We start from the raw sequence: 21,908 nt of genomic DNA, 5'->3' as shown, positions 1-21,908 counted from the left end.
AAGATGTCGACTAGACAGCCGCCACTGCGTATTGCTGCAGCACGCGCGAGACGTGAAGGTCGGCCAATCGGTAAATCTCGGCCAGTTCGAGGTTGTAAGCCCGGCTTACGTCTTCGAATGATGGCGACGCGCCGGCGTCAAGCGTAGAGCGGCGCAGGCGACTTTTGACCCGGTCATAAATTTTGCTCAACACCCGATCAGCGTCGATATAGTTCATCAAACCGGTCAGCTTCTGAGGATCGGAGAACGTTCCGGCCACCTCGATCATCGAGCGGTATTTAGACATGTCCACTGTGAAGGCAGGTTCGGTGTAGAAGTAGTGGATGCATGCTTCCCGAACGCGTTCATGCTGGGCGTAGGATTGATCTTGAGCAAACATGCGCTCATGCTCGGCTTCATTCTGCAGCGCGAGCACCCGCTCGACTTGCATTTCCACCTTGGAGGCCAACGCTAAAAGCTCCAGGTCATCGTGCTCAAAAGCTACATGTTTGACGAACGACGCTACGCCCAGCAGCTTGTAATCGAGGAAAAAGTCTTCATCGCCCAGGTCTGACTCAGGGTCGGATTGACGTTCGAACTGACGGGCCCAGGCCTGCATCTGCGTCATGATGGTGGTGCGCATCTGGTTATCCTTAACAGTAGGTCGATTGGCTGGCTGACCTGCATCAGGCGCGAGTTTGATACCAGGCGCGCCTCATGCAGCGAGTAATGATAGCTTTTAGCCGTGTATGTTCGAAAGACTGGAGTCGACCTGCGCCGCTATTCGACCGTTACAGACGCTCCGAAGCGCAGGGAGTGAAGCCGCGAGGGCGCCGGTAGGCGAGGGCGCGCGGTACCGTTTCTGGATCCCTGCGCTTCCCGCCAACCTAGCTGATCAATTGCTCAAGAAAGTCGGTGAGCGCTTTTTTTGAATCGTCTTCTTCTGACGTGATCATCTCGATGCCCCAATGTCCCAGCAGTTCCTCGGCAACCGGGTTGGGACGATTGGTGAAGAAATAAGATTTGGGCCTGGCAGATGCCAGAGCTGAGCTGTTCCACAACTGGGTCATGCGATAAAACAGAAGGCGAATATTGAAGTCGCTGAGACTGTAGCCAATGAACAACACTGAATTACCGAGCACGTCATGACTGAGCTTGAGATCCAGCGGGGAGTCGTAGTTTAGGCGCTGGAAGTAGCTGGTTTCCCCGAGCACGATTGAGGTATCGTCGTCGAAATCGCCATGGAACTTGATGATCTGCCGGCGCCCGTCCGAAGTGGTGGCAAGGTCTGCCACGCTGGCAATTTTATCGTGGGGCACATCGAAGGCGATATGAGCCATTTCCAACCAGCGGTCATAGTTGGTGGTGTAGATGCGCGGGAATTGGCCTTGGGCGATCAGTCGATGGATCTCAGACTGGGTGACATCGGTGGTGGATTTGTGCCATTCGCGATCCATCCAGCTGCGCAGTGGCCCAAGACTGCCTTTTTTGCGCTTGTAGTACTCCGCTAGGGCTAACGGAGTTCCGTAGGTGGCAAAGACTTTGGGGTCGTAGCCCAGGTCCCTCGCAATATGGGCGATCAGCTCGTCCCACGTGGGTAGATTGAGATTCGCGGACACACCAGCCCCGACGAAAAGCAACAATTTGTTGGTCCGATAGGCATGCAACAGTTCGGCAGTCATCGTGGGATTCTCGCGTTTTTCAAATGGGCAGCGAACTGATCCAGGGCTTTGCGGCGCATGGAAATTGCGTCTTTGGCCGGTCCCATTTCTGCGAAGGTATCGGTGTAACCCTCCGGCACGAACACGCAGTCCCATTGAAAGCCCCGAGGACCTGCTGGTATCCGCGGAACTGTGCCATCGATAGCGCCTTCGAACAGGTGGGTTTCGCGCCCGTCACAGTAGCCCAATACAGTCTTGGCGGTGACGGCGGCCTCACCTAGTCCCTCCACCAGAGCGGCGAAACGATCGGCTTCCAGCCGATCCCAGAAGATCTGGGTCAGTCCAGCCGGCAGACCGTTCAGGCCCTTCAGATAAAGGCCGGTATGTTCGACAAACAGGGGACGGCCAATTACCTGGAACGCCTTGATCAGCTTGTCCTTCACCAAGCGCTCGACATCTTCGGTTTGCAATTCCTCAATCTTCCTCGCCACAGGGACGACGTCGACGCCAACCGGTGCGAGGATGCGTTGCACTTCGGCAATCTTGAACTCATTACCCGACAGGAATCGTATCTTCAACTCAGGTCCTCTATGAAGGAGTAGCGTTTGGCAATATCGAACTGCTGGATCAGTTGCTCCACAGTAAGTCCCTCAGTAATCGCAGCCGCATGATCATCAGCCAGACCACGTTGATGAATGGCCGGATTGTCTGAGCAAATGACAAAAGGCACGCCTCTTCGGCTAAACTCCATCAGCGGGTGAGCCTGGTCGGCAGAGACGGCACCTGTCAGCCGATTGCTGATCGGGCAGACTTCGACACAGATGTCACGCTCCGCCAGCAAGTCCAGTAAAGCCGGGGATTGGCTCGCCGCCGTGCCATGACCAATGCGGTCGGCGGCGAATGATTCAACGGCGACTCTCACGTTCTCGCCCCGTCCAGTTTCCCCAGCATGAATGGTGACACCCAGCCCAAAACGGTGCTTGGCCTCTCGAAACATCATGGGTAGTTCTTCGGGGTAGGGAATATTCTCATCGCCTGCAAGATCAAGCCCCACTATGTCGGCAGGCTCACCTACATCTTGGTAGGCCTGAAGCAAGGTGGCCAGTGCTACCGCAGCGTAGTCACCTCGGGTTACCGTGAGGATTAGTCCTCTCCTTATGCGGTGTCGGTCAGCAGCAATGCGGGTGGACTCAATGAGCCGTGCCAAGGCATCGGCTGGTGAGCAGCCTTGAAGAGTCGCCAGGTACAGGAGACTGCTGCGCAACTCAACAAAACGCACGCCGTTCCCGGTCAAGCTGGCAACAATGGCTTGGCAAATGCGATCGAGATTGTCACGCTTTTTCGGCAGCAGGCGCAGTATCTGCCAAGGTCGCAGGTACGACGCCAGGGAGGTGCAAGGAGACGTGCGCAGCAGGTCGCGCTCTAGCAAAAAGCCGGACGGCAGCTCGGTGCCTTCGTCGCTCAGGACCTCTAGGAGTGTGGCAGCTGGAATCGCGCCATTCATGTGGACATGCAACTCGCCGCGGTCACTGTCGCGCTCAACCGCCAAGAGTGAGCTAGAGGAACGATGGTTCACGCGTGGCGTTTCCTGAGAGGATTGGTCGATAGGCAACTGACCGCATGTTAAATCCAGACCCCATCAGCACACCAGCATAGGGCGAGATGCGCTGAAAGAGTGCTCAGCGCTGTCTTGAAACGCTCCCGCTTGCCTGGACGCCGCGGGGCTGAGCGCCAACGGGGGCGAGGAGAGGGTTAACGCTGCTTGGCGTTTCGAATGGGGCCAGACAGAATTGTGCCGCCTTAAGCGTTGAACCACCGAAATCCATTGAAGAATCTCGTGCCAACTCTGGCCTAAAAAATGAAGCCCGCCATGGTAGGCGGGCTATCAAATGTCTCCAAGGGGAGGCTTATCGCCAACAAGTCTCGGAGCAAGCGTGCTTACGATACACAATAAACAGTCCAGTGTCGCTGGCAGCTCAGCATGGCGGCGCCCGCAATTCCCATACGCAAGCCAGACGCAACACGCTGACACGAACTAAAAATTTCCAAATATCCGGCGCGTCTGATTTTGCATTTTCAGTTTTTAGCTTTTCGCATGTTTAGTTCTGAGCGCTGCGAGTACCAGCCACAAAAGCGCGCTTAGGTAGATGTCTTAATTTAACATAATATACATTATGCGCAGGCTCGCATTGCACCATGGCCCCGGTTCCCCTCAGAACCGAAGCCACGCCCCAGGCCTTTTTACCGCTCCAGCGACTGGCTAACCGCACTCACAAACACCGCCTGTTCGTCATACAGCGAACTCGGCGTCTCAGCATTCTTCCACGTCGACCACTGCACCACGACCAAATGCTCGGCCTGGTTGATCGCAATGGTCTGCCCAAAGATCCCCAGCGCCCAGGATGCGGCTCTCCAGGTACTTGGCGATGGTCATGCCGGTGGCGTTTTCGAGCACCCGGCCGACCAGCCAGGCGCCGCCGGTGTTGTATGACCAGACTTCCCCGGGTTTGACACCAGGCTTGCGCTTGACCGAGCGCACCAACTGCAACACACAGTCGTACGGATTCGGCCTGGCTTCGCACTGGGTCATGCGTGAAAAGTCAGAGTCTTTCGAGGCGTAGTTCTCGTCCCACTGTACGCTGCCCTGGTCGTAGTATTCGTAGGCAATCTTGCCGTCCTTGAGTAACAACAGGCCGGTTACGCTCTGGTTCTTCAGGTAACCGGCCAGTTTGTACGGTTTGCCGTCAAGCCTGTACGAAACGTCGTTGAGCTTCTGGCTGGCATTGGTCAATGGATACGGCTTTTCGCCGTGATTGCTGAATACATCACCATGGTACATACGATACGTATTACGAAAACCCACCACCCTGGTCGCCTGGTCCCAGGTCAGCATGTCCTTGCGCGTACGAGTGCGCGCCGACACCTCGCACATCAGCAACGACGTGGTGCTGACCCTGGCCCAGCGCGGCCAGGGTATCGCGCTGGCCACCGAGGTGCTGGTGGGCCGTGAGCTGCAGGACGGCAGCCTGGTGCGCTGCGTGCCCCAGTCGGTAGCGCTGGAGAGCTACCAGGTACTCACCCCGCCGCAGCCGCCGTCGGCTGATGCGCAGTGGTTCATGGACTGGCTGGCAAGCCAGCTGCGCAGCAGTTACCCAGATGCCGCCGCAGACGTGCAAGCCGCGAAAAATTGCCTATCGTAAGTATCTCCACCGGACGAAGAGCGCCTTGCCATGGATATCGATACGTTGTTCGCGCAATTGCACAGCCTTCCCAGCATCCCCCAGGTCGCCCTGGAGCTGGTGCAGCAGTTCGATAACCCCCACGAAAGCCTCGAGAAAGTCGCCCGCAACATCGAGCGTGACCCGGTGATCGCCGCCAAGGTGCTGCGCCTGGCCAACTCGGCGCGCTTCAAGGGTGCGCGCGAGTCGGCCAGCATCGAGGACGCGGCCATGCGCCTGGGCATCAATGTGCTGCGCACCCTGGTGCTGGCCTCGGCAGTGACCGGTGCGTTCAAGTCGGCGCCGGGGTTCAACCTGAAGGTGTTCTGGAGCCGCAGCTTCCAGGTTGCCAGCATCAGCCGCCTGCTGGCCCGCCAGGCCGGGCTGGATGCTGAGGTGGCGTTCACGTGCGGGGTCATGCACGACATCGGCGAGCTGCTGATTCAAACCGGCGCGCCGGAGTACGCCGCGCGCATCAAGGGCGCCAGCGGCACCACCAGCCGTGCGGCCAGCGAAACCCAGCAACTGGGCTTTGGTTACCCGGAGGTCGGTGCAGAGCTGGCCAAGCGCTGGAACCTGCCGAAGACCATTCTGTCGGCCATTCGCTACCAAGCCCAACCGCACCAGGCGCCGGGTGACCAGCCCTACGCTCGGGTTGTGGCGCAGGCCATGGAGGTGCTGGATGCGCTTGAGCAACATGGCGGGCCGACGCTTGAAGCGCGTGACAGCCTGGGTGGCCCGTTGTTCGAGGGTGTCGATTTGACGGCGCTGTTCGACAAGCTGCCCCAGGTGCTGGAGCAGGATAAGTCGTTCGCGGATTTTTTGGCCTGACCCACACTGCCCTGTTAAGGCGGGTTTGCCGGCCATGAGGTTGGGCTAACGGCCCTATCGCCGGCAAGCCGGCTCCTACAAGGGGCACATTAAATATAACTCAACTAAATAATCATTTAGTTGAGTTATAAATTATATGAATAATTAGGCCCTTAAAATCAGCACTGCAGCACCCTCCCCTCAGGCCTTGTTCCTGCGCCGGCGCACCCACAGCCAACCGATTGCAGCCACCACCAGCGCAGCCCCCGGCAACACTTGAGCCTTGTACGGGCGCAACGCGGTGCGCGCTGCATCCAGCGGCTCGGTCAGGTAACGCTTGTTGGCCTGGTCAAACGCGGGCTCCTCGCACTGCCGGCCAAAATCCTCAGCCCATTGTACGAAAGGCCCCTGTTCCACATAGCGTCGGTACAGCGCCGACTCCTGGTCGGTCCCCGCTACCCAACCTGCCCCTTGGCACAGCACGGCGGCAAAGGCCTGGCTGCTGTGGGGCAATTGGTCGGCGGCCTGGTTGGCCAGGTCGGCGGCCACATAGCGGTAGTGGTATCGCTCATTGGGCACCGCTTCACTGCCCTGCTGACGCAGCAGCTCGCCGGCCTCCAGGAACGGCTTGGCCTGCACGGCCTCATTGCCGAGGCTGAAGCTACCTTCCAGCCAGGCGTAGTCCGGTGCCATCTCGTAGCCGAGAATCTCCATACCCGAGTGGCGCGCCAAAGTTGCCGCGCCATACAGCGCCTCGGCGCGGCCGGTGGCGGTCCAACGTGAAGTGGCCTGCTTGCGTTGTTCACCGTAGGCCTGCGCGTCGGCCTTGAGCTGAGGCGTATCGAAGTACGCGGCGGCCTGGTCGTAACGCCCTTCACGCAGCAGGCGCCGGCCGAGCAGTTCGCGCAGCTTGGTCGCCACCGAGCGCGGGGTGTAGCCGCCCTCCTCTTCCTTTACCGGTGCAGGCTGCGGCACGTTGGCGTCGACATAGCCCTTGAGTTCGTCGAGGCTCAACACCCGCTCGGCTACTGTCGCAGCGTCGGGCCAGTAGATGTCCTCGCTGCGGTACAGCAGGTCGAGCGCCTGCACATAGTCGCCGCGGTCCAGTGCCAGGATGGCGCCTTCACCGTTCACCCGGCAACCGGGGCGCACGGCTTCGTAATCCCAGTCCGGGGTTTCCCGCGCGCCCCATTGCTCATCCTTGGGGAACCCCTTGGCGGCCTTGGCATAGGCTTCGGCGGCCTGGGCCTTGTCGCCGTCGCGCACCGCCAGCTTGGCCCGCAGCCACCAGGCAAGGCCGGTGTCGCCGGCCTGTTGCAGGTAGCCCTTGGCGCTGTCGTAGTCACCTTGCTGGTACGCCAGGGCGGCCAGGCGGTCGGCGTTTTCCAGGTGCTGGCCGGCACTGGCCTGCAACAGGCGGTTCAGTTGCTTGCTGCCAAAGCCGTCGATGCCGCTGAGCAGGTAGGCAATCAGCAGCTTCTGCGTCAGCGGTTGGCGCAGTTGCGCCTGCAATTGCTCGTTCGGCATCGCCTTCAGTTCACCGGCCAGTTGGCGCAGCGAGCTGTAGCCACTGCCCGAGCCCAGGCGGCTTTGGTTGGCGTACAGCTGTACCGCTGCATCCCAGTCGCCGGCCAGCTTGGCCAGGCGCGCCTGCTCGCCCAGGCTGGCGACGCCAAGCTCCAGCGGGTCGCTGAAACCTTCAGCGCTCAGTTGCTGGGCCTGTTCGAAGGCTTGGCGTGCTTGGGTTTGCAAGGCTTCGGGGGGCTGTTGCGGGTCTTCGCTGGCCGCGCCGCTTTGCGCAGCCAGCGCGCGCCCCAGCGAATACGCAGCCCAGGTGCTGCGCAACTTGCGCTGCTCGGCCGGCAAGGCCAGCACCTGGCGGAAGTAGTCAGCCGCCTGGGCGTTGTCGCCGGCATCAAAGGCCACGGCGCCCGCCAGGTACAGGCGCAGCTCGGCCGGCAGTTCGGCGCCTTGCAGCTCGACCTGCTGCGGGTCGTGCAGCGCACGCAGCTCGGCGACTTTCGCGCGCAGGCCTTCCGGCAGCTCGTTGGCCTCGGCCTCGGCGCGCTGCCGGCGATACGGCCGGCCATTGTCGTCGCTGTCCCAGTACGGCGTCAGGGTGATCTCGGTGGTGGGCTTGAGGCCGGCGACCTGCTGGCCAAGGCGGTTCACCTCGAAGGCAAAGTTGCCCTCCGGCAGCTCGGCCAGGCTCTGCGCGCGGTTATCCAGCAGTTGCATCGGGAAGTCCGGGCCGCAGGCCACCGCGGTGCCGAACGGCATGCCGAGGGACAGGCACAACAGCTGGCGGGGCCAGTTACGGGTAGACATTCCATGCTCCTTGAGTGATTTCCATGCAGCGCGCCCAACCCAGGGTGCGCTGGCCGCCAGCGGCAACACGCACGCTGGCCTGGCGGTTGAAGACGAGTTGCTTCGGTGTTTGTTGCAGCCGGTAGCCATTGACCCCGTCGGCGGCTTCGCAGGTCGCGTTGTTCAGGGCCACCCGCGCTGGCAACGGCTGGTCGAGGTTGCCGAGGTTGACCAGGCTGATGTCGTACAGGCCGCCTTGTTGCGTGTAGCGCACCTGCCATTGCCCGGCGAGCGTCTCGCCCCGTGCCACCGCGCCCAGGGTGGTCAGGCTCCAGGCACGGCGATCGCCCGGCAACGGCAGGCGAAACCAGATAAGCCCGGCCAGGTGCGTCGGCGGCTCATCGCGCAGTTGCCGGCCCAGCTCGGCCAGTTGCTGCGGGTCGGCCAGCAATTCGCGCCGCTCGCCGGCCAGGTTCAGCGGGGTTTCGCTCTCCACGACCGGTGCGCCGCCGGTATCCGGCAGCAGCGCTACGCCATAGGCCGGCAAGGCAAGGTAGAAGGGTTTTTCACTGATACGGCCCCAGCGTTCGGCCCACTGCCTGGCCTTGGCCGGGTCGAACAGCCCCTGGCGCGGGTCGCTCACGGCGTGTACCTGCAACACGCTGCTGTCCACCGCCTGTAACAGCGCCGGCAGTTGCGGGCTGCCGAGCCAGGCAGGCAAGGCCGTGATGCTGAGCTTCAGCCCGTGCGGCAACTGCTTGCGCAATTGCAATAGGAAGTCGGTATAGCCCGGCAGGCGGGCAGTGGCGCTGTCATGGTCGATTTCGAGCCCGGCCGGGTTCACCCCGGCTGCCTGCCAGTGCGCCAGCATTGCGCTGATCTGTTGCTGCGCCAGCTGCAAGTCCAGCCCCGGCAGTTGGCCATCCAGGCGCACCACCGCGACCACCGGGCGGCCATCGGCCTTGAGCTGCGCAAGGTCCACCAGCGCCCTGCTCCACCCGGCTTTGGGCTGGGCTTGCAGCGCCAGCACGCGCAGGGTCGAAAAGCTTGCCCGGCTGTCCGCCAGGGCCTGTTCGTGGGCCGGGCGCCACTGCCGCTGCCATATGTAGAGCTGCTGGTCGAGGGGCGTACCAGGCTCTGGTTGGCAGCCGGCAAGCAGCACCAGGGCCATGGCGCAACCCAGGCGGCGAAGAGAAGAAGTGGCGGGCATACAATCCTTTGTCTGGCGCACCGGCGCCGTGGCGAGGCGCGATGTTACCCCAGTGCAGGCCGTGCGAACACTGGCCTGCGCTGCAGGCACTGTGCCATCTAGCACACCTGCCCTACTCCCTGCCTCCAGCCCCGGCGCTATAGTCGGTCAGCCCCTTCGCTGCATCCGGCGTTTCCTGGTCAGGGTTCGCTGCTTGGCTGCGGCGGTGCACCCAGAACAACGTCAAGGAAGCCTTCCGATGAAACCCGTGTCCCCTTTGTTCAAGCCCGTGGCCGTGCTGGCCCTGCTCGCTGCCATGGCTGGCTGCCAAACCGTCAACCCCTCGGTAGACACCCTCAAGCAACGTTCCGAGATCGCCCTGGGCGTGCCGGTGAGCAAGGTCTCCAACGTGCGCAACGACAGCACCCTCACCTACTTCACCGCCACCACTGCCAAGGGCGAGTACAACTGCCAGATGCCCAGTGGGGGCATCGTTGCGGTGGCGGGCATGGGGCTGTACGACCCTACCCCATCGTGCCTGAAGGAAGGGCAGGCGCTGATTCTGCAGTGACGCGGCCGCTCGGGCCTATCGCAGGCTGACTGTAGGAGCCGGCTTGCCGGCGATAGGGCCCGCCCAGGCCACATCGATCGGTGGTCTGGCACCGGCGTTGCCGGTGATCGCCGGCAGGCCGGCGCTCATGGAACAAAATCTAAACCTTTGATTTATAAGGTTCCCGTGAGAGGGGGCTTGCTCCGCGATAGCGATGCTGAGGCTGACACCCCTATCGCGGGGCAAGCCCGCTCCCACGCTGTGTTCCCTAGGCGACAGCGCAGCCCGCAGGGCTGGGTATTCTCCTACAGAAGATGCGCGGCTTGTGCGCCCTCCCCTCATGCTTTCTTCCTCAGTTGGCACCCCTACAGGCAACCACTGCAACCACTGCAACCACCAACGTCAGTTGCATTCCAAGCACCTGCTGGGCTCTTCAATCATGGTGATGCCTCATGTGTTTCATTATGTCTTCAGTTGTCCATGGCTCCATGCGCAAGGATAAGTCCGCGTATGCCTGGCGGGCTGCAACGGGGTCGACATGCGCAGACGGGTATTTGGCCAACGTACTCATAGCCATACTCCTGTGATGAGGTAACATGCCGGCACCCGTAAAAGAGCCGAGCAGCGATGTTGACTTCGTGATCACATTATGCATATAGATATACGTTCTTAAAGCGGACATTTCGCTTAATAACGAAGAGGCGTCAGGGTAGGATTTAAAATAGTCGAGCATCTGACTCTGATTGTACTTTTCTGTATTGATTATATGATAATGCCCTCGATTCATCGCTGTCGAGGCTATTTCGGGGTATAGCTCCCTGAGAGGTTTCGAGCGCGAAGCAAACGGCAGCCTGCCTTGTCTATTAAGATTTTGACGTGCGAGTGCACCTAGATTCAAGCTAGCGTTGTTTTGCTCAATTTTCTGATCACGGACATGGCGGAGAATCGCTGTGCGCGCCCTCCCCCAGTTGAACATAGCACGCTCACGAAGCCCTCCGCTGGGGTCAGTAAAGTTGACCGGATCGCCCGAGCAATAACCGTAACTGTTCCGCCCGCCACGCCCGAAAGGGCTCAGGACGTCTGGCGAAAAAAAACGTCTCAACGCGGGGCTATAAATGCGATACCCGCGACCCAGGTAATAGCCGGACAAGAAATGATCAAACAATTCGCCAGTGAACGCTACTGGGTGCGGGTCTGTCGTATCAAGTTTACTCGCGCCATAAGCGGAATACGTGCGTACAGCTTCGGTGCCCGCCGCCAAACCTCCCAAACATACGACACTGCCTTGGCTGTCAACTGCCAACACACTACTTCCCTGTGAATCGTCAACCACTGCAAGGCATTGCTTGCCATCGTGAAAAATTGATCGGGCCAGCTTGCCTGCGTAAATGGTATTAACTTTACTTCTTTTGTGAAAAAATAAAGTCTTCATATTGGGCCCTCCATTTTTTATTTTGAGATAGCCTCCACGACCGAGCAACTAGCAATATTGACAGGTGCTCAGGTTTTCATACCTTCTCGAGCGCTGCGAAGATGATGAAGCAATGGCCATCGCCGCATTTCCACTCCTCTGTAAGCACCAGCATTGGCGCTCAGACCTACCGCAGGCTGGCTGTAGGAGCCGGCTGCCGGCGATAGGGCCCGCCCAGGCCACATCGTTCTGTAGCCTGGCACCGGCGTTGCCGGTGATCGCCGGCAACGCCGGCTCCTACAGGGCACGTGCGACACTTTCGGTGCGAATCAAGTCAGCTCCAGCTGCTCGCGCAACTCGCGCAACGCCGCGCGCAGCTCGGCCGGGCGCACCGGCTTGGCCAGTACGGCAATGCCGCGCTCCTGCAATGCCGCCTGCAAGCGGTCGATATCATGGCCGGTCATGATCAGCGCCGGCACCACCTGCCCGCGCTGGGCGCGCAACTGGTCGATGCAATCGATGCCGGTGGCCTGCGGCCCCAGGTCGTAGTCGGCGACGATCACCTCGCAGTCACTGGCCAGCCCCTGGGGTGAGCTCTCGGCCTGCACCTCGCAGCCCCACCGGCGCAGCAGCGCGCTGGTAGCCTGCAGCACGTTCTGGTCATCCTCCACCAGGCACACCCGCAAGCCGCTGAGCAGGCCGATCTGCGGTACCGCCTCCTGCCTTTGCGGCGCAAGCTGGGCCGCCACCCTGGGCAGGCCCTCGATGCTGACGCTGGTACCGTGGCCGGGGCGCGAGCGCAGCCCCACATCCAAACCCATCAAGCCGCCCAGGCGTTTGACGATGGCCAACCCCAGGCCCACCCCCTCCACATCCTTGTCACGCATTTGGCGCACCCGGTAAAACTCTTCGAACACCTTGCCCTGGTGCTCCGTGGCAATGCCGCGGCCCTGGTCGCTGACCACGATGGCCAGCCCCTCGCCACGCCGGCGCACACCAATCAGCAGCGGCCTGCCGGCTGCGTACTTGAAACTGTTGGACAGCACGTTCTGCACCATGGTCGCCAGCATGCCGGGGTCGGCGCGGGTCCAGTTGCGGCTGGGCGCCAGGCGCATCTCCACCCCGGCCCAGCGCGCAGCCTCGCCGTTCTGGCGCAGCAGCTCGCGCAAAAAGCCATCCACGGCAAAGGTTTCGAACGCTGGCTGCACCCGGCCGTTGTCCAGGGTGTACAGGTCGAGAATCGAGCGAAACAGCTGCGACACGTTCAGCAGCGAACGGTCGATGCTGTCCACCAAGCGCCGCTCTTCATTCCCCAGCCGCGCCTCGCGCAGGCAGGCGGTGAACAGGCCGATGGAGTGGATGGGTTGGCGCAGGTCATGGCTGGCCTGGGCCAGAAAGCGTGATTTTTCGCGGGTGGCCGCCTCGGCCTGCTCGGTGGCCTTGCGCGTGCGGCGCAACAGCAGGTGGGCGTAGAACGGGATCAGCGTGCTGGTGGTCAGCAGCATCAACAGCAAAAACGGCTGCTGCTGCCAGTAAGGCGTCAACCGCCACACCACCAGCAGGGCCACCAGCGCCAGGGCCGTTGCTACCGCCAGGTAGCGCGAGCCAAAGCGCATGCCGTTGCCCAGGTTGATCCACACCATCACCGCATACAGCGGCAACGCCGCCTCACCGCCCACCACCAGGCCGAAACTGGTGCCGGTGTAGTCGTGCACCATTCCCAGCACCCGGCGCCACGGGTAATGCCCAGGCCAGCGCGAAATAGCCTGGCGCATGCCGATGGCTATCACCACAAAAGCCGCGTAATAGAGCAGCACCGGCAGGTAAGTCATGGGCGAACGCCCCGGCAGAAAGCCCAGCGCCGCCACATACAGGATGGCGCACGAGGCGACGATGATGCGCAGGTTGGCCTGGTCCAGCTCGTTGTTCTTCTCGAACTTCATGTGCCACATTCCTTGTGCGTCAGTCGGCATCTTCGGCAATTGGCCGAGGAAAAGTCGAATGTTGACTGCTAAGTTAGCATGGCTCGTACGACAAGGAGGTCACACCGTGACGTGCCGCATCATCGTGGCGGACGATCATCCGCTGTTTCGCGAAGCCATGGTCAGTACCGTGCGCAGGCTGTTGCCGGGCGCCGAGCTGCTGCAGGCCGGCGACCTGGCTCAGGTGTTGCGCCTGGCCGTCGAGGGCGCCACGCCCGACACGCTGATCCTCGACCTGCGCTTCCCCGGTCTCACCAGTATCGAGCGCCTGGCCGAGCTGCGCCGCCAGTTGCGCCGCACCACGCTGATCGTGGTGTCGATGGTCGACGACCCGGCGGTCATCGACGCGGTCATGGCCGCCGGCGCCGACGGTTTTATCGGCAAGAGCGTCTGCCCCGAAGAGCTGGGCGCGGCCATTCTGGCCATTCGCGAAGGTGAAGTGGTGGTCAGGTATGCGCCTTCGGGCTTGCTGCCCCAGGCTGATGAGGGCAACGAGGTGGGCCAGCTCACCCTGCGCCAGCAGGACGTGCTGCGCCTGATCGCCCAGGGCAAGACCAACAAGGAGATCGCCCGGGCGCTGGATATTTCGCCGTTCACCGTGCGCATTCATGTGTCGTCGCTGCTCAAGACCCTCAACGTCCCTACACGCACCGCAGCGGCGGTGAAATATTCAGGGCATTGAGAGCCCCCAACCCGGCTCTTACAGGTACAGCGCAGGCCGGAATGTTATGCGATCTATGTGGGAAGCGGCCTTGTGTCGCGATCGGGCGCGCAGCGGCCGCCGGTATCGAAGCGGTTAGCCAGGCATTCCCAGTGGAAGAGCTGCGGCCGCTTCGCGCCCGATCGCGACACAAGGCCGCTTCCCACAGGGATGGCATAAGCTTCAGGCCAGTGCGGCACCTGTAGGAGCCGGCTTGCCGGCGATGGGGCCCGAGCAGGCCAGATGCAATTTCAGGCCAGGCCCCATCGCTGGCAAGCCAGCTCCTACAGGGGGCATTGTTCAGCCTGCCGCCCTGGCCCCCGACTCGCGCCAGCGCACCTCGGTAATGCCATAGCGCTCGGCCATCGGCCGGCTGACCTTGCGGATCTTCTCGCGCCCGAACTTCGGGATGATGCCAATCCCCGCATCGCAACTGGCCCAGTGCCAGGCCTCGGCGCTGTCCAGCTGTTCCAGGCGAATGATGAAGCTGCGCGGCTGGCCGTGCAGCTGGTAGTCGATGATGTACAACTGTGGGTTTGGCATCCGTTCTCCCTGATTTTTCGCGACCATTCAGCGCATTGGCCTACAACGTGAAAGAAACACCTGATGGCCATGGGCCTCAGTATTGGGCTGCAGCGCCCGGCACCAGGATCACCTTGCGGCAGCGCTCCTGCATTTCATCGAACATTTCATAACCCCGCACTGCATCGTCCAGCGCCATGCGGTGAGTGACGATGGCCTCCGGGTTCAGTCGCCCGGCCTCGATATGCTCCAGCAGCTCCGGCAGGTAACGGTGCACGTGGGTCTGCCCCATGCGGAAGGTCAGCCCCTTGTCGAAGGCATCACCAAACAAGAAGCCGTGAATGAACCCGGCATACACCCCCGGCACGCTGACCACCCCGCCTCGGCGCACGGCCGCCAGGCACTGGCGCAGCGCCTTGCCACTGCTACCTTCGAGCTTGAGCGCGGTCAGCACCATCTCGGTGGCGCTGCCCTTGGCCTCGAAACCCACCGCATCGATGGCAGCATCCACCCCGCGCATGCCGGCGGTCTGGCGGATGATACTGTCGGCCGGGTCATTGTCATGGCTGAAGTCGATCGGAATCACGCCATAGGCGCCATGGGCGTAGTCCAGCCGATAGCCGCACTCATCGACCATGAAGATCTGCTCGGCGCCCAGCATCCGCGCGCACGCCGCACTTAGCAGCCCAACCGGGCCGGCGCCGAAAATAGCCAGCGACGAGCCCTGGCCGATTTCGGCATTGCGCACCGCCTGCCAGGCCGTGGGCAATATGTCGGACAGAAACAGCAGCTTGTCGTCGGGCAACTGCCCCGGCACCTTGAACGGCCCGGTATTACCCTTGGGCACCCGCACGTAATCGGCCTGCCCACCCGGCACACCGCCATACAGGTGGCTGTAGCCGAACAGCGCCGCCCCCGGCGGGATGCTCTTCTTGTTCAGCAAGGCGCCGCGCCCGGTGTTGGTGGTCTCGCAGGCGGCGAACAGTTCGTGCTGGCAGAAGAAGCAGTTGCCGCAGGCAATCACGAACGGGATTACCACCCGGTCACCCGGGCGTACCGCCGTGACGTCGGGCCCGGCTTCTTCAACGATACCCATGAATTCATGGCCAAGAATGTCGCCAGCCTCGACCATGGGGATCTTGCCGCGATACAGGTGCAGGTCCGAGCCGCAAATAGCGGTGGCGGTCACCCGTAGCAGAATGTCGTCGCGCTCCTGCAGTTGCGGTTCGGGCACATTGTCGACCCGAACGTCACCAGAGCCGTGATAGGTCAGTGCGCGCATGGCTAGCGCCTCCTTGGCCGGGGGATTGAACGAACCGGGGCACGCCGGCCCCGATCCCATGCCGGGCGCTCAAGCGTTACGGCCGCCACCGTGGCTGTTCTGGCCGCCCTTGCGCCCGGCCTCAGAGGCCCGTGCGCGGTCATTGGCAAAGTTGCCCCCGGAGTTCTGCCCGCCCTTGTGGCCGGCGCGTGAAGCCTTTTCGCGGTCGTTGGCGAAGTTGCCCGGGTTGGTTTCCTTGGTGCCACCGCGGCGGCTGGGCTGTTCCTGGTCACGTGCCATGTTGGTTCTCCTTTACGCATTGGTTTGGCGTCACGGAAAAACACCGTGCAGTAGTTCCGAGCCGCAGGTTCCCGGTGTATTCAATCCACCTCCCAAGCTTCGGACCGGCGGCGCCAAACATTGGCGCGTTAACAAAGCAGCCCGACGGCGCCCCTGTAGGAGCCGGCTTGCCGGCGATAGCGTCAGCAGCCACAACACCCCCTCACATCGATCGATAACAGCCTCGCCGGCTTGCCGACACCTACAGCCCCACCTCAAGATCGCACCTTCTCGCCTGGCCTGTTGTCCTACCTGCATGCTCGTCGCCGACGGCAATCGCTGCCTATAATCCCCGCCCAGTGCTCAACGCCGCGTGATTGGGCCCACCTCTGTCCTGCACAAGGCTCGTGCCCATGAAGTCGACCAAGCCCACCCTCGCCTCGCCCCACAACCCGGCGCTCAGCCCCAGCCACCTGGACTTCCCGGTGGTCGGCATCGGCGCCTCGGCGGGCGGGCTGGAGGCAGTGCGCACGTTCTTCCAGCACACTCCGGCCAACAGCGGCATGGCCTTCGTGGTGGTGCTGCACCTGTCGCCCGACCACCAAAGCCAGGCCGACCGCATCATCCAGGGCGTCACCGCCATGCCGGTGCGCCAGGTCACCGACCCGGTGCCTATCGAGCGCAACCACGTCTATGTGATTTCTCCGGCCAACCGGCTGTCCACCAACGACGGCTACCTGCGGGTCAGCCCGGCCAACCGCCGCCGCGGCGACCACGTAGCCATCGACCTGTTCTTCCGCGACCTGGCCGACGTGCACAAGGACCACGCCTTCTGCGTGGTGCTGTCAGGCAGCGGCAGCGACGGTGCGGTGGGCCTGTCGCGCATCAAGGAGCAAGGCGGCGTGACCCTGGTGCAGTGCCCGGACGATGCCCAGTACCCCGACATGCCCCGCGCCGCGCTGGCCACCGGCATGGTCGACCTGCAACTGCCGGTGGCGCAGATCCCGGCCCGGCTGGTGGCCCTGTGGCAGAGCGCGCGCAAGGTGAAGCTGCCGCACATCCTGGATGACAGCCTGCCGCCGCCGCTGGGCGAGCGTGAAGGCGACCCGGCCGCCAGCGACCCGCTGCTCGACGACATCCTGCAGCAGTTGCACAGCAACACCGGCCACGACTTCATGCACTACAAGCGTGCCACCGTGCTGCGCCGCCTCGAGCGGCGCCTGCACGTCACCGCCCAGACCGACCTTGCCGGCTACCGCGACTACCTGCAGCGCCACCCCGAAGAATCCCGCGCGCTGCTGGCCGACATGCTGATCGGCGTGACCAACTTCTTCCGCGACCGCGAGGCCTTCGAGGCCTTGCAACGCCACGTGCTGCCGGCACTGCTCAGCGACGAAGGCCAGGCCCAGGCAGAGCCCGAGGTGCGCATCTGGTCGGCCGGCTGCTCCACCGGCGAGGAGGCCTACAGCCTGGCCATGCTGCTTACCGAGCAATTGGCGGTGGAGCAGCGCAGCGCCAAGGTGCAGGTGTTCGCCACCGACCTGGACGAACGCGCCATCGCCCTGGGCCGCAGCGGCCAATACCCCGAGGCGATCGCCGCCGATGTCACCCCGGCCCGCCTGCGCGAGTTCTTCGTCAAGCAGGACCAGCACTACCGGGTGCGCAAGGACATCCGCGAAAAGGTGCTGTTCGCCCGCCATAACCTGTTGTCCGACCCGCCGTTCTCCCAGCTTGACCTGGTGGTGTGCCGCAACCTGCTGATCTACCTCGACCGCGACGTGCAGCGCGACATCCTGCGGCTGTTCCACTTCGCCCTGCGCCCCGGCGGCTACCTGTTCCTCGGCAGCTCCGAGTCGGCCGACGTGGCAGCCGAGTTGTTCGTTGCCGTGGATAAGCGCAACCGCATCTTCCGCGCCCGCGAAGTCGAAACCAGCCGCGGCCCGGCGCGCCTGCAAACGCCCCAGGCGGAGCCTGCCAAGGCCCGCGTTCGCAACCCCCGCAAGCTGTCCTACGCCGAGGTGCACCATCGCGCCCTGGCCCGGCGCACGCCGCCCAGCCTGATCGTGGACGCCGACGGCAACATTCTGCACATGAGCGAAGGGGTCGGACGCTTCCTGCGCCATGCCGGCGGCGAACTCAGCCACAACCTGCTCAGCCTGGTTATGGCCCCGTTGCGCCCGGCCCTGCGCAGCAGCCTGCTGCAGGCCCAGGCCAGCGGCCAGGCGGTGACCGCCTCGGCAGTTACCCTCAAGCTCGACGAGCAGCCCTGCGAGGTGACCCTGCAGGTGCAGCCGCACCAGGACGAGCCCAGCGCCAGCGACTGCCTGCTGGTGGTGTTCGAGGTGCACGAGCCCAGCCCGCTGGCCGCTGCCGCCGTGCAGCAGACCGATGACATGGCCCTTGGCAGCCTGGAGCGCGAACTGCAGCGCATGCGCCTGCAATTGCAGGACACCATCGAGCAGTCGGAAATCTCCAGCCAGGAGCTCACCGCCTCCAACGAAGAAATGCAGGCGGTCAACGCCGAATTGCGCTCGGCCAGCGAAGAGCTGGAAACCAGCAAGGAGGAGCTGCAGTCGATCAACGAGGAGCTGCTGACGGTCAACTACGAGCTCAAGACCAAGGTCGAGGAAACCGACAAGGTCAACGATTACCTGAGCAACCTGATCGCCTCCACCGACATCGCCACGGTGTTCGTCGACCGCAACCTGCACATCCGCTGGTTCACCCCGCGCGCCACCGACATTTTCAACATGCTGCCGGTAGACACCGGCCGTTCGCTGCTCGACATCACCCACCGCCTGGAATACCCGGGCCTGGCCGACGACGCCCGGGCGGTGATCGAGCGCGAAACCACCTTCGAGCGCGAGGTGCTGGGGCACAACCAGCACTGGTACCTGGCGCGCCTGCTGCCGTACCGCGCCAGCGAGCGCAACGTCGACGGCACAGTGCTGACCTTCATCGACATCAGCAAGAGCCGCGCCGCCGAAGAACAGGTGCGCCAGGGCGAGGAGCGCATGCGCCTGGTGGCCGAGAGCACCCATGACTTCGCCATCATCCTGCTCGACGAAAAAGGCCTGATCACCGACTGGAACACCGGCGCCGCGCTGATTTTCGGCTATGGCAAGGACGAGGTGCTGGGCCAGCACTACCAGCTGATCTTCACCGAGCAGGACCGCACCAGCGGCGTACCCGAGCGCGAGCTGCGCGCCGCACGCCTGAACGGCCGCGGCCAGGACGAGCGCTGGCACGTGCGCAAGGACGGTAGCCGCTTCTACTGCAGCGGCGAGGTGTCGCGGCTCAAGGGCAGCAGCCTGCGCGGCTACGTCAAGATCGCCCGCGACCTTACCGGCCACCAGCGCCTGCACGACGAACAAAGCCGGCGCCTGGCCGAGTCGCAAAGCTCCAGCCACATGAAAGACGAGTTCTTCGCCGTCATGTCGCACGAGCTCAAGCACCCGCTCAACCTGATCCAGCTCAACGCCGAGATCCTGCGCCGCCAGGGCGCGGTGAACAGCACCAGTGTCGCCAGCAAGGCGGTGGCCGCCATCTGCGATGCGGTGGCCAGCCAGGCGCGCATCATCGACGACCTGCTGGATGTGGCGCGCATCCGCACCGGCAAGCTCAAGCTCAAGACCCAGCCGGTGGATGTGTGCGCAGTGCTGCGCGGCATCCACGCCGTGGTAACGGGCGAGCAGCACGCTGCACAGGTGCACCTGCACTTGCCGCCAGGTGACAACGCCGTGTTCATCGAGGCCGACGGCACGCGGCTGGAGCAGATCATCTGGAACCTGTTGAGCAATGCCTTGAAGTTCAGCCCCGCAGGTAGCGAGATCCACCTGGTACTGACCTGCCAAGGTGATCAGGCGCTGCTCGAGGTGATCGACCAGGGCGTGGGCCTGACCGAAGGCAGCCTCGAGCAGGTTTTCGACCTGTTCAGCCAGGCCGCACCACAGCTGGCCAGCCACAGCCGCGAGGGCCTGGGCATTGGCCTGTCGCTGGTGCGCCAGCTGGTAGAAGCCCACGGCGGCACGGTGCAGGCCCGCTCCGAAGGCCTCGGCCGCGGCGCCACCTTCAGCGTGCGCCTGCCGCTGTGCGACCCGGGCCAGCAGGCCCAGGCCAAAGCCTGCGTACAAGGCAGCGAAGGTCGCTTGGCCGGCACCCGGGTGCTGCTGGTGGACGACTCGCTGCAAATCCTCGAGGTGATGCAGGAGCTACTGGAGATGGAAAGCGCCGAGGTCGAGGCCCACAGCGACCCGCAGGCTGCGCTGGAGGCCGCCGGCCACGGGCGCTACGACATCATTCTTTCAGACATCGGCATGCCCGGCATGGACGGCCACGCGCTGATCAAGGCCTTGCGCGGGCTCGAGCACCTGCGCTACACCCCGGCCATCGCCCTCACCGGCTATGGCGCCAGCGCCGATCAGCACAAGTCGCGTCAGTCAGGCTTCGACCGCCACCTGAACAAACCGGTGAGCTACGACGAGCTGATCGAAGCCATCGAAACCCTGAGCGGATCGGTACCGTACTGACCGTTCATCGCACCAGGGCGCTGATCGACTCGCTGCTGCATTGCCACCTTGGCATGGCCGCCTCGGCGCGCAGCCCCCTCTACCGGAAACTGCGATCTCTGTAGGAGCTGGCTTGCCAGCGATAGGGCCGGGCCTGCAAAAGGCCCCACCCAAGGCCTTGCTTGGGCGCTGACGGCCCCATCGCCGGCAAGCCGGCTCCTACAGGTACAGCACCGGGCTTGCGATGAATGCGCAGGCGCCTCACGCATGCACACTCCACTGGCACGCATCCATTTCGATCGGCAACTCGTCGATGGCATGGATCATCCCGCATTCCAGCGCCTCCTGCGGCCCGAGGATGCGCGGATAGGCCATCAGGTAGCGCGGCACATCCAGCACCTCGCTGGCCCCTTGGGTGCGCTCGGCAACGATCTGCGCATACAGGCGCAGATCATAGTCCAGGCTCATGGCGTACTCGGCCATGCGCGCATGGTCCACCGAGCCGTGCAAGGTCCAGTGGAACGGGTGGAACAAGAACTTGCTCAAGGCGCAGGCGGTGCGGTGGCTGCCGGCCAGGAACAGGATGTTGCCCATCGACTCCACCGTGCCCAGGTTGTGGGTGTGCACCGGCACCGGCAACGCGCGAAGGTAGTTGTACAAGGTAAACCCGTAGCTGCATTCACCGCCCATGGTGGCGATGTTCAGTTGCAGCACCTCGGCGCCCTGCTGCAGGGCCTTGGAGCAGGTGTTGATGAGGTTGCCGCAGGTGGCCGAGTTGATCGGCCCGGTGTAGTGGATGATGTGTCTGGCCATGGGGTCCTCCCGGTCAGTCTTTACCTTCGTGCCGCCCATCCTGCTCGCCCAGCTGCTGGTACTGCTTGCGCAGCGCATGCAGGGCGGCCGGGTCCAGGTCCTCCAGGTCCAGCAGCGCCTTGTGCGCGCGCTTGGTGGTGCGCAGCAGCTCGTCGATCTTGATGTGCAGCTCGTCGTTGTCGCGGTTCTGGGTGTTCTGGATGAGAAACACCATGAGGAAGGTGATGATGGTGGTCGAGGTGTTGATCACCAGTTGCCAGGTATCGTCGAAGTGGAACAGCGGCCCGCTGATGCCCCAGGTCAGGATCAGCAGCAAGGCCAGGCCGAAGGTCAGGGGCCGGCCGGTGATGTTGGCCAGCCATTGGGCGAAACGGTCGAACTTCATGGCGCGGCTCCTGTGCGATGGCCTGCTTGCGGTGGAGGCGCTGTTTGCAGGCAAAGTTCCGCTGGGTGGCGCACTCTCCTGATCCACCGCGGCCCCTGTGGGAAGCGGCCTCGTGTGTGGGAAGCGGCCTTGTGTCGCGATGGGCTGCGCAGCAGCCCCGGCAATCTTGCATGAGGCCGGGACCTTGGGGCCGCTTCGCGCCCCATCTCGACCGGACGGCGCCCCGGCAAGGCCGCTTCCCACAGGGGCCGCGGTACATCTGCGAGACTAGTTCTCTGCACGACAGCGCAGCCCGTAGAGCCGGGTGATTCCCCACAGGTTGATGCGCTCCAC

At 63.2% G+C, this 21,908-nt stretch carries 19 protein-coding genes; 5 read left to right on the top strand and 14 right to left on the bottom strand.

Annotation, left to right across the window (positions count from 1 at the left end):
• Nucleotides 1-10 precede the first annotated feature (10 nt).
• The 5 genes from KSS94_RS13865 to KSS94_RS13845 all read right to left on the bottom strand — a co-directional run bounded on the left by KSS94_RS13865 (nucleotide 11) and on the right by KSS94_RS13845 (nucleotide 4,533).
• On the bottom strand, nucleotides 11-622 hold the full coding sequence (locus KSS94_RS13865; protein WP_078480965.1) for a hypothetical protein: 612 nt from the start codon (nucleotides 620-622) through the stop codon (nucleotides 11-13).
• A 244-nt stretch (nucleotides 623-866) separates the two neighbouring features.
• A complete protein-coding gene (locus KSS94_RS13860; protein ID WP_078480966.1) occupies nucleotides 867-1,661 on the bottom strand; it encodes an SIR2 family protein in 795 nt (264 codons plus the stop codon).
• Entirely contained in the window at nucleotides 1,658-2,218 is a 561-nt protein-coding gene (locus KSS94_RS13855; protein ID WP_217838678.1) for a non-canonical purine NTP pyrophosphatase, read from the bottom strand. The genes KSS94_RS13860 and KSS94_RS13855 overlap by 4 nt, the downstream gene beginning before the upstream one ends.
• On the bottom strand, nucleotides 2,215-3,216 hold the full coding sequence (locus tag KSS94_RS13850; RefSeq protein WP_225935784.1) for an amidohydrolase family protein: 1,002 nt from the start codon (nucleotides 3,214-3,216) through the stop codon (nucleotides 2,215-2,217). The genes KSS94_RS13855 and KSS94_RS13850 overlap by 4 nt, the downstream gene beginning before the upstream one ends.
• A gap of 735 nt (nucleotides 3,217-3,951) precedes the next feature.
• Nucleotides 3,952-4,533: a serine hydrolase gene (locus KSS94_RS13845; RefSeq protein WP_217838677.1), complete on the bottom strand. Its 582-nt coding sequence runs from the start codon at nucleotides 4,531-4,533 to the stop codon at nucleotides 3,952-3,954.
• On the opposite strand from KSS94_RS13845, the gene KSS94_RS13840 reads away from it, so the two are divergent.
• Together KSS94_RS13840 and KSS94_RS13835 are read left to right on the top strand one after the other, a co-directional pair.
• On the top strand, nucleotides 4,532-4,840 hold the full coding sequence (locus KSS94_RS13840) for a LysR substrate-binding domain-containing protein (RefSeq protein WP_217838676.1): 309 nt from the start codon (nucleotides 4,532-4,534) through the stop codon (nucleotides 4,838-4,840). The genes KSS94_RS13845 and KSS94_RS13840 overlap by 2 nt on opposite strands.
• 30 nt (nucleotides 4,841-4,870) lie before the next feature.
• Complete coding sequence (locus KSS94_RS13835) at nucleotides 4,871-5,689, top strand: HDOD domain-containing protein (RefSeq protein WP_217838675.1); 819 nt, start codon at nucleotides 4,871-4,873, stop codon at nucleotides 5,687-5,689.
• A 180-nt stretch (nucleotides 5,690-5,869) separates the two neighbouring features.
• On the opposite strand, the gene KSS94_RS13830 is transcribed toward KSS94_RS13835, so the two are convergent.
• Nucleotides 5,870-7,996: a hypothetical protein gene (locus KSS94_RS13830; protein ID WP_217838674.1), complete on the bottom strand. Its 2,127-nt coding sequence runs from the start codon at nucleotides 7,994-7,996 to the stop codon at nucleotides 5,870-5,872.
• Nucleotides 7,983-9,185, bottom strand: a complete 1,203-nt coding sequence (locus KSS94_RS13825; protein WP_217838673.1) for a DUF3142 domain-containing protein — start codon at nucleotides 9,183-9,185, stop codon at nucleotides 7,983-7,985. Before KSS94_RS13825 ends, KSS94_RS13830 begins: the two co-directional genes overlap by 14 nt.
• 238 nt (nucleotides 9,186-9,423) lie before the next feature.
• Between KSS94_RS13825 and KSS94_RS13820 the strand changes: the two genes are divergently transcribed.
• Nucleotides 9,424-9,735: a hypothetical protein gene (locus tag KSS94_RS13820; RefSeq protein WP_217838672.1), complete on the top strand. Its 312-nt coding sequence runs from the start codon at nucleotides 9,424-9,426 to the stop codon at nucleotides 9,733-9,735.
• A 412-nt stretch (nucleotides 9,736-10,147) separates the two neighbouring features.
• Here the strand turns inward: KSS94_RS13820 and KSS94_RS13815 are convergent, their stop codons facing one another.
• Nucleotides 10,148-11,146: an RHS repeat-associated core domain-containing protein gene (locus tag KSS94_RS13815; protein ID WP_217838671.1), complete on the bottom strand. Its 999-nt coding sequence runs from the start codon at nucleotides 11,144-11,146 to the stop codon at nucleotides 10,148-10,150.
• 308 nt (nucleotides 11,147-11,454) lie between these two features.
• Nucleotides 11,455-13,068: a hybrid sensor histidine kinase/response regulator gene (locus KSS94_RS13810; RefSeq protein WP_217838670.1), complete on the bottom strand. Its 1,614-nt coding sequence runs from the start codon at nucleotides 13,066-13,068 to the stop codon at nucleotides 11,455-11,457.
• A 106-nt stretch (nucleotides 13,069-13,174) separates the two neighbouring features.
• Here KSS94_RS13810 and KSS94_RS13805 point away from each other — a divergent pair, with 106 nt between their 5' ends.
• Complete coding sequence (locus KSS94_RS13805) at nucleotides 13,175-13,789, top strand: LuxR C-terminal-related transcriptional regulator (RefSeq protein ID WP_217838669.1); 615 nt, start codon at nucleotides 13,175-13,177, stop codon at nucleotides 13,787-13,789.
• A gap of 318 nt (nucleotides 13,790-14,107) precedes the next feature.
• On the opposite strand, the gene KSS94_RS13800 is transcribed toward KSS94_RS13805, so the two are convergent.
• The 3 genes from KSS94_RS13800 to KSS94_RS13790 form a co-directional block, all read right to left on the bottom strand.
• The gene (locus KSS94_RS13800) at nucleotides 14,108-14,350 is read right to left on the bottom strand and encodes a DUF6555 family protein (RefSeq protein WP_217838668.1); all 243 of its coding nucleotides are present in this window, start codon (nucleotides 14,348-14,350) and stop codon (nucleotides 14,108-14,110) included.
• 76 nt (nucleotides 14,351-14,426) lie between these two features.
• On the bottom strand, nucleotides 14,427-15,611 hold the full coding sequence (locus KSS94_RS13795) for a zinc-dependent alcohol dehydrogenase (RefSeq protein WP_217838667.1): 1,185 nt from the start codon (nucleotides 15,609-15,611) through the stop codon (nucleotides 14,427-14,429).
• A 69-nt stretch (nucleotides 15,612-15,680) separates the two neighbouring features.
• The gene (locus tag KSS94_RS13790) at nucleotides 15,681-15,890 is read right to left on the bottom strand and encodes a con-10 family general stress protein (RefSeq protein ID WP_217838666.1); all 210 of its coding nucleotides are present in this window, start codon (nucleotides 15,888-15,890) and stop codon (nucleotides 15,681-15,683) included.
• A gap of 392 nt (nucleotides 15,891-16,282) precedes the next feature.
• Here KSS94_RS13790 and KSS94_RS13785 point away from each other — a divergent pair, with 392 nt between their 5' ends.
• Nucleotides 16,283-20,398: a CheR family methyltransferase gene (locus tag KSS94_RS13785; protein ID WP_217838665.1), complete on the top strand. Its 4,116-nt coding sequence runs from the start codon at nucleotides 16,283-16,285 to the stop codon at nucleotides 20,396-20,398.
• Between the two features lie 240 nt (nucleotides 20,399-20,638).
• Here KSS94_RS13785 and KSS94_RS13780 read toward each other — a convergent pair whose 3' ends face one another.
• Together KSS94_RS13780 and KSS94_RS13775 are read right to left on the bottom strand one after the other, a co-directional pair.
• A complete protein-coding gene (locus tag KSS94_RS13780; protein WP_217838664.1) occupies nucleotides 20,639-21,190 on the bottom strand; it encodes an ATP-dependent Clp protease proteolytic subunit in 552 nt (183 codons plus the stop codon).
• Between the two features lie 13 nt (nucleotides 21,191-21,203).
• Entirely contained in the window at nucleotides 21,204-21,575 is a 372-nt protein-coding gene (locus KSS94_RS13775) for a low affinity iron permease family protein (RefSeq protein WP_217838663.1), read from the bottom strand.
• Nucleotides 21,576-21,908 lie beyond the last annotated feature (333 nt).

The sequence above is a fragment of the Pseudomonas fakonensis genome, assembly GCF_019139895.1.
GTDB classification, from domain to species: Bacteria; Pseudomonadota; Gammaproteobacteria; order Pseudomonadales; family Pseudomonadaceae; genus Aquipseudomonas; species Aquipseudomonas fakonensis.
Note: the sequence above shows the minus strand (reverse complement) of the source record. Positions and strands in the feature narration are given on the sequence as shown.

What these genes read in the sequence shown, in the direction of transcription:
- KSS94_RS13840 (WP_217838676.1), top strand. Translation starts at nt 4,532, where the DNA reads ATGTCCTTGCGCGTACGAGTGCGCGCCGACACCTCGCACATCAGCAAC.
- KSS94_RS13795 (WP_217838667.1), bottom strand. Translation starts at nt 15,611, where the DNA reads ATGCGCGCACTGACCTATCACGGCTCTGGTGACGTTCGGGTCGACAAT.
- KSS94_RS13845 (WP_217838677.1), bottom strand. Translation starts at nt 4,533, where the DNA reads ATGCTGACCTGGGACCAGGCGACCAGGGTGGTGGGTTTTCGTAATACG.
- KSS94_RS13800 (WP_217838668.1), bottom strand. Translation starts at nt 14,350, where the DNA reads ATGCCAAACCCACAGTTGTACATCATCGACTACCAGCTGCACGGCCAG.
- KSS94_RS13835 (WP_217838675.1), top strand. Translation starts at nt 4,871, where the DNA reads ATGGATATCGATACGTTGTTCGCGCAATTGCACAGCCTTCCCAGCATC.
- KSS94_RS13790 (WP_217838666.1), bottom strand. Translation starts at nt 15,890, where the DNA reads ATGGCACGTGACCAGGAACAGCCCAGCCGCCGCGGTGGCACCAAGGAA.
- KSS94_RS13815 (WP_217838671.1), bottom strand. Translation starts at nt 11,146, where the DNA reads ATGAAGACTTTATTTTTTCACAAAAGAAGTAAAGTTAATACCATTTAC.
- KSS94_RS13780 (WP_217838664.1), bottom strand. Translation starts at nt 21,190, where the DNA reads ATGGCCAGACACATCATCCACTACACCGGGCCGATCAACTCGGCCACC.
- KSS94_RS13785 (WP_217838665.1), top strand. Translation starts at nt 16,283, where the DNA reads ATGAAGTCGACCAAGCCCACCCTCGCCTCGCCCCACAACCCGGCGCTC.
- KSS94_RS13830 (WP_217838674.1), bottom strand. Translation starts at nt 7,996, where the DNA reads ATGTCTACCCGTAACTGGCCCCGCCAGCTGTTGTGCCTGTCCCTCGGC.
- KSS94_RS13775 (WP_217838663.1), bottom strand. Translation starts at nt 21,575, where the DNA reads ATGAAGTTCGACCGTTTCGCCCAATGGCTGGCCAACATCACCGGCCGG.
- KSS94_RS13860 (WP_078480966.1), bottom strand. Translation starts at nt 1,661, where the DNA reads ATGACTGCCGAACTGTTGCATGCCTATCGGACCAACAAATTGTTGCTT.
- KSS94_RS13865 (WP_078480965.1), bottom strand. Translation starts at nt 622, where the DNA reads ATGCGCACCACCATCATGACGCAGATGCAGGCCTGGGCCCGTCAGTTC.
- KSS94_RS13825 (WP_217838673.1), bottom strand. Translation starts at nt 9,185, where the DNA reads ATGCCCGCCACTTCTTCTCTTCGCCGCCTGGGTTGCGCCATGGCCCTG.
- KSS94_RS13810 (WP_217838670.1), bottom strand. Translation starts at nt 13,068, where the DNA reads ATGAAGTTCGAGAAGAACAACGAGCTGGACCAGGCCAACCTGCGCATC.
- KSS94_RS13820 (WP_217838672.1), top strand. Translation starts at nt 9,424, where the DNA reads ATGAAACCCGTGTCCCCTTTGTTCAAGCCCGTGGCCGTGCTGGCCCTG.